Genomic DNA, 12,012 nt, shown 5'->3' with positions numbered 1-12,012 from the left:
GCCCTCATTCCGGGGCGCGCGAAGCGCGAACCCGGAATCCAGAGGTGATGTGCTCTGAGCCTCGTTACTTCGAGACTCTCAGGTGCGCTATTGCGCACCGTAGTTCGCGCTACGCGTGCCCCGGAATGACGGTGACTAGCGTTGCACCACGTCCTGGTTGCTGTGGTTGGAGGCCTGCTGTCCGCGCGCACCCATCGCGGCCACTTCCATCTTGAGGAGAGCGCCCGGACGCACGCGCTGCAGACCGTTGACGACGATGCGATCGCCGGGCTTCAGACCCGCGGTGACGATGCGCAGGCCGTCGACCGCGCCGCCGAGCGTGATCGGCCGGTAGACCGCACGGCTGTCATCGCCAACAGCCATCACGAACTTCTTGTCCTGGTCGGTGCCGATCGCGCGCTCGTCGATCATCACCAGCGTCTGCTGCTTCGGCTGGCCCATCCGCACGCGGGCGAATTGGCCGGGGATCAGACGCCCGTCGTCGTTCTGAAAAACAGCGCGCACACGAATGGTGCCACTCTGGCCGTTGACCTGGTTGTCGATGAGCTGGATGTGCCCCTTGGCGGAGAGACCGCCTGAGGTCGCCATTTCCACCGGGATCTGATCGAGATTGCCGCGCTTTCCTGACGCCTCCGCGATCGAGTTCAGTGCGCGCAGCACGACCTCTTCATCGGCGTCGAAGGAGGCGTAGATCGGATTGACCGAGACCAGCGAGGTCAGAACGGGAGAGGCGGTGCCGGCGGCAACGAGATTGCCGACGGTGATTTCGATCTTGCCGACGCGGCCGTCCACGGGCGCGCGCACCTCGGTGTAGTCGAGATTGAGCTTCGCGGTCTGCAGAGTCGCCTCGGCCGCCTTCACATTGGCGATCGCTTCACGATTGGCATTGTCGCGCTGGTCGTAGTCGCGCCGCGTGACCACGGCATTGCCGACCAGTTGCGCGCCGCGCTCGAGCTCGCCCTGGGTGAAGACGACGCGCGCTTTCGCGGCCTCGAGCTGCGCGTTGGCCTTGTCGACCTCGGCCTCGTAAGGCGCCGGATCGATCTTGAACAGGACGTCACCGGCCTTCACCAGTGCACCCTCGGTAAAATTGGTCGCGAGGATCGCGCCGGCAACGCGCGGCCGAAGCTCGACGCGGTTGATGGCCTCGAGCCGGCCGGAGAAATCGTCCCACAGCACGGTCTGCCTTGGTTCGATCAGCGCGACGGTGACGGGAACGGCCTGTTCGGCTGCCGCCGCCGTTGCGGTCGCCTGCGCGGCGCGAAAATAATGGCCGGTCGCGATCGAGCCGGCCACGGCGAGGGCGCCCACAACAGCAACGCCGCTGAGAAGTCGGCGGATCCGGCCGGGACGAGAGGGTGTTTGGGTGGGGGGCATTTGCGCGCTCCAGATATGTAGTGTTTACTACAGATGTGGAGCTGGATACCGCAGCGCAAGATACTTATGTACCGTTCGCTAAGAAAATTGTACCCGCTTACCGCAAGATTGGGAAGGCGGAAGAGAAAAGAAAGATAGAACAAATAGATAGGACCAGGCGTTAGATCGAGGGACGACGCCGAATCCAAGGAGGATAGTGGCATGGGCATGGGACGCCCCCGCGAATTCGACGCTGATGTCGCGTTGGATCGGGCGATGGAAGTGTTTTGGCGCCATGGCTATGAGGGCGCCACGATCGCCCAGCTCACGGAGGCCATGGGTATCAACCCGCCGAGCCTTTATGCCTGCTTCGGCAACAAGGAAGGCCTGCTCAAGGCCGCGCTCGACCGCTACACCAAACTGCGTGGCGCGTGGATGGACGAAGTGGTGTCCGCACCGACCGCCCGCGAAGTCGCCGAGCGGATGCTGATGGGCATCGCCGAGAAGCAGACCGATCCCGCCAATCCGCCGGGCTGCCTGCTCGTGCAAGGCGGCATCGCCACCGGTGCCGGCTCCGAAAACGTCCCTTTCGAACTCGCAGCGCGCCGCGCCCAGAACGAAGAGCAACTGCGCGAGCGCTTTGTCCGGGCCAAGGCAGAGGGCGATCTCAAGGACACGTCAGATCCCGCAGCACTCGCGCGTTATGTCTCGGCGGTCTCAGTCGGCATGGGCGTGATGGCCTCCTCAGGCTCTGATCGCGAAGCGCTGCGGCAGGTGGCTGATGTCGCGGTGCAGGCCGTGGAGGCGCAGTCGGAGCGGGACCAGGCTGTGAACTCGTTAAGCGGCAGGCCGCCTAATGTCCGCTGAAACTCTAACAGCCGCGGAAAAGCGGCATTCTCCCGATGTCGCTCAAGGGCCGATTCCGGACTCATGCACCGCAGCAAGCGAGGTGGTCTATCCGATTACCTCGTCCGCGCGAGCAACTAAATCGGGAGGCAATTGTAAGCCAAGTTGCCGAGCTGCTTTTTGGTTTACGACCAACTCAAACTCGGTTGGAGCTTGAACGGGCAGTTCGGCGGGATCAGCGCCGCGCAGAATCCGATCAACGTACGACACCGCACCATCGAATATCTTTATGAAGTAGACGCCGTACGAAATTAGGCCGTCAGCGTCGCAGAAGGAACGGAGTGGATATATTGCTGGAATGCGGTATTGGCGGACCAAGGCCGTAAAACGATCTGGTTGTGAACTCGTGAATGCATCAGGCAAGAAAATGAGGCCGCTATCGGGCTTGTCTTTAAAGGAAACGATCAAACGCTCTATGTCGGATTCTCCGCCGCTGGGCGTTTCCACTGACGCGATTCCTGATGCGCGCGCGGTCCTGTCAATCGATTCGCGGAATGCCGCGGAATTGTTTCCGGGTTCAGGATTGTAGACGAGCCCGATGTGCTGGATGTTCGGCGCAATCTCCTTCAGGAGAGAAACCCACTTGCCACCCAAGCTCGGCTCAAATGGTGTGAAGCCCGTCACGTTGTGGCCCGGTCTGGAAAAGCTATCAACGTAATGCATTCCCACCGGATCACTGACCATGGCAAAGACAGTACGAAGCGTTGAGCCCTCAGCTTGAAGTGCCGCCATGGACGTATTGGTCAATGCAAACAGCACATCCGGCTTCAGGGAGATCAGCTCGCGGGCATAACGATGCGCCAGATCAGTATTTCCGTTGTATATTCGGCTTTCAATCATGAGATTATCGCCAAGCTTCCAGCCACGTTGTTTGAGGCTATCTTCAAGAAACTTCTTTGTAATTTCTCCTACAAGCAGTGCACCTACACGACGGACTTTATCTTGAGCCATTGTGTGAGTGGCTACTGCGCCGAAGCCGGCGACAACACTGACAGCTTTCATGAAATCCCGTCGTTTCATGGCGCGCGCCCTCTAGTCTCCAGCTTCGCCAACAATATGATGCTGCCGAGAAGGAAGACAGCCACACATTGATCGATGCGAGTTCCGCTTCGGGTCAAAATGCGAAGAGCTCAGGTTGAGCAAATCCGGTCCGCCCTACGGCGATGAGCGAACCTCCGTCAGACGCGGCGCAACTTCGCTGACGGGCCAACAGACGATATGGCCAGCGTCCTGCCTGGATGGCACCGCAAACAAAAAAAGCCCCGGCGCAAGCCGGGACTTTCTTCGCTTCCCGGAGGAAGACGTTCAATCAGTACTTCGCAACCACCGGACCACCGAATTGATAGGCCGCGCCTACGCGCACGCTGTCAATGTCGAGGTTGCCCCAGTTCGCGCGCCAGCCGCAACCCGCGCAAGCTGCTGCCCCGTTGGCTAGGACGGCCGGTACGATGCCGCTCGCACCGTCAAATCCGTAGTGGAGGTATTCGACGCGAACCAGCCACTGCGGCGCAACTCGCCATTCGACGCCGGCGCCGGCGACCCAGCCGACTTGGTTTCGTGAGAAGGCAACGGCCGAGGTCCCAAAACACGTGGTGGCAGCGGCGCCCGGACATCCGAATCCGAACAGGCTGGCCGGATTCGTCGACGGGGTGAACACGGCAGAGTACTTGGTATCAGTAAAGGCCACACCGCCTGTGCCGTAGAGCAACACGTTGTCGCCAGCACCCACGACCATGCCGACGCGTCCTCGCAACGAAGCCAACCACTGGGTTGAGCTGTTTAACTGCATGTTCGTGCCCAACGGGGGGAAGTTGGCGGGCTGCCCCGTGAACGAGCCGACGACGGTTTGGGCGTCGCTTCCCGTCTTATTGTCCGTCCATGTTATATCGCCCTCGAAGCCAAACACCCACTTGTTCTGCTGCCAGTTGCAGCCTCCATAGCCGCCGCCCAAGACGCTGTCGCGCGACAAACCATGCGATGTGGGTAGAACGCCGTACCCCGCGATTCCCGCTCCGTTGATCGCAGGCGCTCCGAAGCCCGGTGAGGGGAACGCCGATGTGTCCCCGTTCTGATGAGCGTGGTACCAGCCGACGTCACCACCGATGTAACAGCCGGTCCAGCTTACAACGACCGGCGGCGGCAGTGGAGGCGCCTTGACGGCCATGTCAGCCGCGTATGTGGAGCCGACGCTTGCGATGATCATCGACGACGCGATCGCCGATTTAAGAGCAGCCTTCATGCAGACTTCCCCCTTAGAAATTATTGATAATGCAAATTCCAACGGCAGCGTAATTTGAGGACGTGCGATTGACGAGCGCAAACGCCGGTTCCATTTGGCTTACCAGCATTTTCCTCGACCGATGTTGCCGGATTGCAACCTCAAAGGGTCAGCATCGCTGATGCATTTCAAGTTGGTGCGCCAAGCTGCCCGGACTGCGTGAAATATTTTTCATGAGCGTAGCCGTCCGTTCGGACGACCTGGTCTCATTGGCTTGCGCAAGTATGCGGCGCTCCGCAGCGGTTGTGTGGGGTGTTCGTCCAGGATATTTCGGTGAGCCCGTTCGAGCCCCTTGTTGCCAAGTACACGCTCCAGCTCGCCGCCGGAGAGTGCAGCAAAGCAAGACGCCCCGATGTCAGCCATCGGAGCGTCATGAGCGAGAGAGCGTGGAGCTATTGGTTCTCAGGACACTTCGCTCAGAACGGGCGCCGCCGCTTCCTCCGTCTTCAGCTCCTCGAGGCTGCGATGCCTGGGCTCGATGCCAAGCGCCCAGACCGTGATGATCTGAATCACCAGCAGCCCGATCATCAGCGCCATCACGCCGGCAACGCCGCGCGATTCAAACAGCGACACAACGAGGAACGGTGTGACGATCGTGGCGCCGCGCCCCAGCGTATTGACGATGCCGGAGGCGCGCAGGCGAACCTCGGTCGGAAACAGCTCGGGAATGTAGATGCCGAACAGCAGGGCGACCAGGACGTAGATCGGCACGGTCAGCGCAAAGCCCACGGCCGGCAGCAGGATCGGATCCGAGATCATGGGATAGAGGATGCCCAGCGCCACCGAGACCAGCGACGCGCCGATGATGGTCGGCTTGCGACCCCAGCGGTCGGCTGTCAGCGCGCCGATCGCCGAGCCGATCGGCGCGCCCAGCGCCATCAGCAGCGAATAGCCGAACGAGGTCGCGATCGACAGACCCTGCTTGACGAAGAACACCGGAAGCCAGGTGACGAAGCCGTAGAGCAGGGTGTTGATGGTGATCAGGCAGACCGCACCGACGATCATCCGCGACAGCAGCGGTGCGGTGAACAGTGTGCCAAGATCGGCCGAGACCGGGGCCGATGTCGTGGCCGCTGGCGCAGGCACGGGCTGACCTTGCGCCGCCTCCCTCTCGATGGCCTGCATCAGCGCTTCGGCCTCCGCGGTCCGTCCCACCGCTTCCAGCCAGCGCGGCGATTCCGGCAGCGACTTGCGCATGTACCAGACCACGAGCGCGCCGATGCCGCCGAGCACGAACATGGAGCGCCAGCCGAATTGCGGCACCAGCACGGATGCGACCAGCAGCGCGACGGGCAGACCGGTGACGACGCACACGGTGGTGAAGCCGAGCCATTTGCCGCGGGTCCGCGCGGGCACGAACTCCGTCATCGTCGAATAGCCGACGACGTTCTCCGCGCCGAGCCCGACGCCCATCACGAAGCGGCAGGCAATCAGGAAGGCCATGTTTGGCGAGAATGCAGCAGCAAGGGAGGCAACGCCGAAAAGCAGCAAATTGAATTGATAGGTGAAGCGGCGCCCGTAACGGTCACCGAGAAAACCGGTGCCGAATGATCCCAGCATCATCCCGACGAAAGTCGCGGAGATGAAAACCGCGTTCTGGGCCAGCGTCGAGAAGCCCGTCTTCAGCGTCACGCTGAGCACGGTCCCGGCGATGTAAATGTCAAAACCATCGAAGAACATGCCGATGCCGATCAGCAGCATGATGCGACGGTGGAATGGCCCGATCGGCAGCCGATCAAGACGGCTGCCTGCGTTCACCGATGTCGACATTGACGCTCTCCCTTGACTGTTATTCTTGATGATGCGGCCCGCCTTCTCTGAGCGATCTGCCGCTTGTCGTTCTCTAGTTCAGCCGCTTCTGGTTGGCCGTGTCGCGATACCAGTCGAACGGCTGCTCGTGCGTGGCGACCATCACGCTCTTGGTGTTGAAATGGTCGTCGAAACTTTCGGTGCCGCATTCGCGGCCGATGCCGGAATCATCGACGCCGCCCCAGGGCGAAGCCGGATCGAGCCGATGATGATCGTTGACCCAGACGATGCCGGCCTTGACGGCAGCGGCGACGCGGTGGGCGCGCGCGACGTCCCGGGTGCGGATCGCGGCGGCGAGGCCGAAGGGCGAGTCGTTGGCAAGCCGCAGCGCATCGGCTTCGTCCTTGAACGGCGTCACCGAGGTGAAGGGACCGAACACCTCCTCCTGGAAGATGCGCATGTCGGAGGTGACGTCGGCGAAGACCGTCGGCTCGACGAAATAGCCAGCGTCGTGACCCGGCACCTTCGCGGCAACGCCGCCGGTGACGAGACGTGCACCGTCTTGGTGACCGTAGCCGGAATAGGCGAGCACGCGGTCACGCTGCCGGGCGGAAATCACGGGGCCAAGCTGGGTGTTGGCATCGAAGGGATCGCCGATGCGGATGGAGCGGGTCTTGGCCTGCAGCTTCTCGACGAACTCGTCGTAGATCGAGGCCTGCACGATATGGCGCGAGGCGCAGACGCAGGTCTGGCCGGCGCCGATGAAGGCACCGAACGCCGCGTAATTGACGGCGCGGTCGACGTCGAAATCGTCGAACACCATCACCGGCGTCTTGCCGCCAAGTTCCATGGTCTGATGCGCAAACACCCTTGCGGCCGCGCTGCCGGCGATGCGGCCGGCCTCGGTGCCGCCAGTCAGGACCAGCTTGTTGATGTCGCCGTGCTCGGCGAGCATCTTGCCGGCGCTTTGGCCGAGACCGAGAACGATATTGAAGACGCCGGGCGGCAGACCGGCCTCGGTGAAGATCTGCGCGAGCTTCAACGTCGTCAGCGGCGTGTATTCGGACGGCTTGACCACGGTGACGCAGCCGGTCGCCAGCACAACGGCGAGCGACTTGCACAGAATCATCAGCGGATGATTGAACGGTGTGCAGTTGGCAACGATACCGATGGGGGTGCGAAGCGTGTAGTTGAGATACGGGCCCTCGACAGGGATCACGGAATCGCGGCGCGACAGCGCGACGCCGGCAAAGTAGCGGAAGAAGTCGGGGAGGCGGGAGAGCTGGGCGCGGGTCTCATTGATCGGGCGGCCGTTGTTGAGGGTCTCCAACCGGTACAGGCTGTCGAGATTGGCCTCGAAGGCATCGGCAAGCTTGTTGACCAGCCGGGCGCGTGCGCGCGTGTCCATGCCGCCCCAGGCCTTGCCTTCGAAGGCGGCGCGTGCGCTTCGCATGGCGCGATCGATATCCTCAGCGGTCGAATTGGGAATGCGGGCGATCACATCGCCGGTCGCAGGATTGCGCACGTCCAACATCGCGCCGCCTCCGGCTTCGACTTCCCGGCCATCGATGAAATTGCCGTGAATTTCGACGTCGATCGAGGCGGGTTTCGACGGAACGTTCATGATGACCTCTCTTCGACGATGACGGCGTTGCGCTTGAGCGCCGGCAGAACGCGTTTTTCGGTGGCCCCGATATGGGCCTTGATGATGCGTGCCGCGGTTCGCGTTTCGCGGCTCTGCATGGCGTCGATCAGCGCGACGTGTTCGGCGACGAGTTTCGCCGGGTCGTGTCCCTTCAGATTCGAAACGCTGACGCGGACCAGCCGATCGGCCTGGCCGATCAAATCGCAGAGCGCCGTTGCCATGCGGCGATTGCCGGACGCATGCGCCAGCGCGGTGTGGAAGCCGCGATTGTAGACGATGAAGTCTTCGTGGTTGCCCGAGAAGCGGCGAAAATCGTCGAGCGATTTCAAGACGCTGTCAGGCGCACTCTCGATCGCCTCGGCAACGCAGGCCGGCTCCAGCGCAAGGCGGAAGCGCAAGAGGTCGCGCGCATCCGAGAGCGAGATCGGCGTGACCCGATAGCCCTGGCGCGGCTGCACCGTCACGAGGTGCTCGCGCTGCAGCCGCAAAAGCGCGTCCCGCACCGGTTGCCGGCTCACCTCATAGCGCTCGGCGAGGTCCTGCTCTCGCATTTCATCGCCAGGAGCAAGGCGGCAAGCTAAAATATCAGCTCTCAGAAGATCGTAGATATTCTCGCGCAAAAGCATGACCTGTAGGACCTCCGTGAGTGTAATCTCTCAGTCCTGATATTTCACGTCAAGGCCTCAATGCTTGAATTCCCGGCGATTTGATTTATCAATCGAGCCAATAGGACGCGCGGGTCGCGCGTGCTCTGACCGACGCAATCGAGAAAGACCGGACATGGACAGGCTTCTTGCCAACGGAACCGTCAACGCCGCGGAATCGGGCGAGGGGCCGCCGTTGTTTCTCTTTCACTCGCTGTTGTCGGATCGCGCGAGCTTCGATGCGATCGCGCCGGAGCTTGCGACATCGTTTCGAACCATCGTGCCGGAGCTGCCCGGGTTTGGCCGTTCAGGCGCCGTGGAGGGCGGCCTTGCTGCGGTCGCGGACCGGATGGCCGAGGCCGTACGGGATGCGGCGAACGGCGCGCCGGCGATCGTGCTCGGCAACGGCTATGGCGGCTTCGTCGCCTTGCAGATGGCGATCCGGCATCCTGAGATCGCCGCTAAGCTCGTTCTCGCCGACAGCGGCGCTGCGTTCTCGGAGCCCGGCCGCGAAGCGTTTCGCAACATGGTGAGGGTGTCGCGCGAGAAAGGGCTGGAGGCGATCACCGACGTCGCCATGCGGCGCCTGTTCGCGCCGGAGTTTCAGGAGCAACATCCTGAGCTGATGAAGGATCGTCGCGCAGCGTTCCTGCGGACGGATCCCGATGTCTTCCGTGCCGCGTGCGATGCATTGGCAAGCCTCGATCTCCGCGCTCAACTCGCCACGGTGAAGGTTCCCGTCCTCGTTCTGGTCGGTGAGCACGATGAGGCGACGCCGCCGCCGATGTCGCACGAACTCGCCGCCGGATTGCCGCACGCCAGGCTCGAGATCATTCCGGGCTGCGCGCACGTGCCGCAGCTGCAATCGCCGCGGCAGTTTCTCGTTGCTCTCAACGGCTTCTTGTTCTGATCGGCGCGGGCGCCGCGTTCGAAATGGCGATGGCTTCCGAACCGTTAATGGTTCGGAGTGATTGCGAATTCACGACTGGGGATCATGCCATCGTGCGCCTGTTTTGCCCGACGTGTCAAACGTCCGCCGTCGGCGAGGCGCGCGGCGTGAGGCGCGAATTTCTCCAATGATTTGTACTGTGCATGGGGTTGTTTTCGCGTTTTCGATTGAGCGCCCTCACCCAGCGAGGCGCCTTCCTCAAATGGCAGCAGCGCATCCAGGCCGCAGAAGCCGCGTCGATGGGACTATACGCACTGCTGCCCACGTGGCATTGGGAACGGTGAGGCCGTCCGGGGGGAGGTCTCGGCCGACCCGCTGGACAACTGACCGCCATGTTCGCCCTGACTTTCCTCGGCACCTCCGCGAGCGTTCCATCTGCAGAACGTAACCATCCAGCGCTTCTCCTGGAGGCCGCGGGCACGCGCATGCTGATCGACTGCGGGGAGGGGACGCAGCGCCAGATGCTGCGAAGTGGCGCCGGCTTTCGGCGGCTCGACCGCATTCTCCTTACGCATGGTCATCTCGATCACGTGCTGGGCATTCCCGGTCTCTTCTCGACTCTGGGATTGCGACAGATCTCCGACGTGATGAGCATCCATGGCGGGCCTGGGACGCTCGATATCGTGATCTCCATGCTCGCGGGCCTGTGGGGCGCGGGAAGGGCGCCGATCTCCGTACAGTTCGCGCCGCTGTCTGAAGGGCAGGTCATTGACGCCGGCGACTTCACCATCGACTGCTTTCCGGTCCGCCATCGCGACACCGACAGCTTTGGATTCTCATTCCAAAGTCCGGCGCGCCGCCATCTGTTGTCTGATCGCCTCTCAGCGCTGGGTGTGCCTGATGGTCCGCTGCGGGGCGAGTTGGCCGCAGGGCGTACCATCACGGTTGAAGGCGGCCGGACGATTGATCCGGAAGATGTTTTGGGGCCGCCAAGCGGCGGCAAGAAGCTCGTCGTGATCGGCGACACCGAGACCACCGATGGGCTTTCGAAGCATGTCGCGGATGCCGATCTGCTTGTGATCGAGGCGACGTTCCTGGATCGGGATGCGCCGACGGCGCGAGACTACGGCCACCTCACGGCAGCAGAGGCGGCCCGGTTTGCGGCCACCAACAATGTCCAACAACTCGTGCTGACTCATCTTTCGGGTCGCTATGAGGACGATGAGATCTTGGCCGAAGCGGCAAAGATCTTTCCGAGCGTCAGGATCGCCGCCGATCTGGAACGCATCGCCGTTTAGGCAGTGCGTTGCACGACCATTAATCTTACCTGTCAAGGTTGACGCGACTTCATTCCCGCAGCCACGCGTCAGCGCGATATTTTCGCGGATCAAAAGTCAGCTTGTACTGAGAGTATTTATGTCCCGTTCCGTTGAATTGATCGTTGAGGGCTATGTGAGGCTGAACGATCGTGATGCGCTGGAAGGTATCTTGACGCATCGCCAGGACCTGCTCCGGCAATTGGTGGCCGTGACTGGTGTCGATCCGAAGCAGGCCATCGCGCAGGTCAGCGAGGAAATCACCATTATCGAAGCCGGTCTCGCGACGCTCGTTCCGGAATAGCCGCCGCCAAGATCGCGTCCCGCCTGGAGATGCCGATCAGCTCAACAGTCCTGACTTGATCGCGAGCTCCTGTACTTTGCTCGTCAGCCGCATCAGCTTCGGCAGCGCCTGATCGCGGAAGGTCGGCATGTCCATGCGCATGGCATCCACGGTGACGCTCAGTCCGGCGATGACAGAACCCTGGGCGTCGAGGATCGGCGTCGCCAGCGTGCGCAGACCATAGGCGTTCTCGCCATCGGAGACGGCATGGCCCTTCTTCTTCACCTGGTCGAGCCGGGCGAGCAGGGCATCGAGATCGGTCAGCGTCCGCTCCGATAGCTTGACGCGGGGGCGTGACTCCAGCCGCGCAATCTGCTCATCGCGCTGAAGATGCGCCAGCATGGCATGGCCGAGAGCAGCGCTGTAGGCCGGGATGCGGGTGCCCGGCCGGCGATCCATCTTGTAGCGGTCGAGGCCTGCACTGACGCGTGCGAGATAAATCACGTCACCGCCATCGAGTATGCCGAGCGAGGCCGCATCGCCGACCTCGGGCACGAGGTCGCGCAGCAACGGCTCGACGATGGCGCGCAACGATCCGTGCGATAGCACGGTGTAGCCGAGATCGAGGCAGGCAACGCCGAGACGGAACCGGCGGCTCTGCGGCACCGCCTGGAGGTAGCCGAGCTCGATCAGGGTCTGGATCAGCCGGAACGCCGTGCCGCGATCGAGATCGGCGCGCGCGGCAACTTCGCTCAATGTCAGCTCGAACGCCTCGCTGGTGAAACTCTTGAGCACCGCAAAGGCCTTGCCGACGGATGCGACGTAATTCTTGGGGTTATTCTTCGGATTTTTGGGCTCCGGTGATTTTGCAGCCGCGTCCGCTGTGCGCTTCGCCGCCTTGTTTTCGACCTTGGCCATGCCTGAATGCCCTATCATGACGGCTACG

11 protein-coding genes are annotated in these 12,012 nt (G+C 62.3%); 4 read left to right on the top strand and 7 right to left on the bottom strand.

Features of this window, described 5'->3' with window-relative positions; translation table 11 throughout:
• Positions 1 to 135 precede the first annotated feature (135 nt).
• Positions 136 to 1,377: an efflux RND transporter periplasmic adaptor subunit gene (locus L6637_RS05675; protein WP_237869554.1), complete on the bottom strand. Its 1,242-nt coding sequence runs from the start codon at positions 1,375 to 1,377 to the stop codon at positions 136 to 138.
• A gap of 201 nt (positions 1,378 to 1,578) precedes the next feature.
• Between L6637_RS05675 and L6637_RS05670 the strand changes: the two genes are divergently transcribed.
• Entirely contained in the window at positions 1,579 to 2,223 is a 645-nt protein-coding gene (locus tag L6637_RS05670; protein ID WP_237869553.1) for a TetR/AcrR family transcriptional regulator, read from the top strand.
• A gap of 87 nt (positions 2,224 to 2,310) precedes the next feature.
• On the opposite strand, the gene L6637_RS05665 is transcribed toward L6637_RS05670, so the two are convergent.
• The 5 genes from L6637_RS05665 to L6637_RS05645 all read right to left on the bottom strand — a co-directional run bounded on the left by L6637_RS05665 (position 2,311) and on the right by L6637_RS05645 (position 8,560).
• On the bottom strand, positions 2,311 to 3,264 hold the full coding sequence (locus tag L6637_RS05665) for an ABC transporter substrate-binding protein (protein ID WP_237869552.1): 954 nt from the start codon (positions 3,262 to 3,264) through the stop codon (positions 2,311 to 2,313).
• A 307-nt stretch (positions 3,265 to 3,571) separates the two neighbouring features.
• Positions 3,572 to 4,501, bottom strand: a complete 930-nt coding sequence (locus L6637_RS05660; RefSeq protein ID WP_237869551.1) for an outer membrane protein — start codon at positions 4,499 to 4,501, stop codon at positions 3,572 to 3,574.
• Between the two features lie 441 nt (positions 4,502 to 4,942).
• On the bottom strand, positions 4,943 to 6,310 hold the full coding sequence (locus L6637_RS05655) for an MFS transporter (protein WP_237869550.1): 1,368 nt from the start codon (positions 6,308 to 6,310) through the stop codon (positions 4,943 to 4,945).
• A gap of 73 nt (positions 6,311 to 6,383) precedes the next feature.
• A complete protein-coding gene (locus L6637_RS05650) occupies positions 6,384 to 7,913 on the bottom strand; it encodes an aldehyde dehydrogenase (RefSeq protein ID WP_237869549.1) in 1,530 nt (509 codons plus the stop codon).
• Positions 7,910 to 8,560, bottom strand: coding sequence for a GntR family transcriptional regulator (locus L6637_RS05645; RefSeq protein ID WP_237858624.1), 651 nt, complete (start codon positions 8,558 to 8,560; stop codon positions 7,910 to 7,912). The genes L6637_RS05650 and L6637_RS05645 overlap by 4 nt, the downstream gene beginning before the upstream one ends.
• Before the next feature lie 154 nt (positions 8,561 to 8,714).
• On the opposite strand from L6637_RS05645, the gene L6637_RS05640 reads away from it, so the two are divergent.
• The 3 genes from L6637_RS05640 to L6637_RS05630 all read left to right on the top strand — a co-directional run bounded on the left by L6637_RS05640 (position 8,715) and on the right by L6637_RS05630 (position 11,087).
• The gene (locus tag L6637_RS05640; protein ID WP_237869548.1) at positions 8,715 to 9,488 is read left to right on the top strand and encodes an alpha/beta fold hydrolase; all 774 of its coding nucleotides are present in this window, start codon (positions 8,715 to 8,717) and stop codon (positions 9,486 to 9,488) included.
• A 371-nt stretch (positions 9,489 to 9,859) separates the two neighbouring features.
• Positions 9,860 to 10,765 (top strand): ribonuclease Z, encoded by a 906-nt coding sequence (rnz, locus tag L6637_RS05635; RefSeq protein WP_237869547.1) that lies wholly within the window; start codon positions 9,860 to 9,862, stop codon positions 10,763 to 10,765.
• 118 nt (positions 10,766 to 10,883) lie between these two features.
• On the top strand, positions 10,884 to 11,087 hold the full coding sequence (locus L6637_RS05630; RefSeq protein ID WP_128952352.1) for a hypothetical protein: 204 nt from the start codon (positions 10,884 to 10,886) through the stop codon (positions 11,085 to 11,087).
• A gap of 36 nt (positions 11,088 to 11,123) precedes the next feature.
• On the opposite strand, the gene L6637_RS05625 is transcribed toward L6637_RS05630, so the two are convergent.
• Positions 11,124 to 11,984 carry an IclR family transcriptional regulator gene (locus L6637_RS05625; RefSeq protein WP_237869545.1) on the bottom strand — a complete coding sequence of 287 codons (861 nt, stop codon included), beginning with the start codon at positions 11,982 to 11,984 and terminating at the stop codon, positions 11,124 to 11,126.
• Positions 11,985 to 12,012: the final 28 nt, after the last annotated feature.

Origin of the sequence: Bradyrhizobium zhengyangense (assembly GCF_022012435.1) — a bacterium.
Lineage (GTDB): Bacteria > Pseudomonadota > Alphaproteobacteria > Rhizobiales > Xanthobacteraceae > Bradyrhizobium > Bradyrhizobium zhengyangense.
This window is presented reverse-complemented; position numbering and strand designations above follow the sequence as displayed.

Coding starts and splice junctions, on each gene's coding strand:
- L6637_RS05675 (WP_237869554.1), bottom strand. CDS start 1,377: ATGCCCCCCACCCAAACACCCTCTCGTCCCGGCCGGATCCGCCGACTT.
- L6637_RS05670 (WP_237869553.1), top strand. CDS start 1,579: ATGGGCATGGGACGCCCCCGCGAATTCGACGCTGATGTCGCGTTGGAT.
- L6637_RS05665 (WP_237869552.1), bottom strand. CDS start 3,264: ATGAAAGCTGTCAGTGTTGTCGCCGGCTTCGGCGCAGTAGCCACTCAC.
- L6637_RS05660 (WP_237869551.1), bottom strand. CDS start 4,501: ATGAAGGCTGCTCTTAAATCGGCGATCGCGTCGTCGATGATCATCGCA.
- L6637_RS05655 (WP_237869550.1), bottom strand. CDS start 6,310: ATGTCGACATCGGTGAACGCAGGCAGCCGTCTTGATCGGCTGCCGATC.
- L6637_RS05650 (WP_237869549.1), bottom strand. CDS start 7,913: ATGAACGTTCCGTCGAAACCCGCCTCGATCGACGTCGAAATTCACGGC.
- L6637_RS05645 (WP_237858624.1), bottom strand. CDS start 8,560: ATGCTTTTGCGCGAGAATATCTACGATCTTCTGAGAGCTGATATTTTA.
- L6637_RS05640 (WP_237869548.1), top strand. CDS start 8,715: ATGGACAGGCTTCTTGCCAACGGAACCGTCAACGCCGCGGAATCGGGC.
- rnz (WP_237869547.1), top strand. CDS start 9,860: ATGTTCGCCCTGACTTTCCTCGGCACCTCCGCGAGCGTTCCATCTGCA.
- L6637_RS05630 (WP_128952352.1), top strand. CDS start 10,884: ATGTCCCGTTCCGTTGAATTGATCGTTGAGGGCTATGTGAGGCTGAAC.
- L6637_RS05625 (WP_237869545.1), bottom strand. CDS start 11,984: ATGGCCAAGGTCGAAAACAAGGCGGCGAAGCGCACAGCGGACGCGGCT.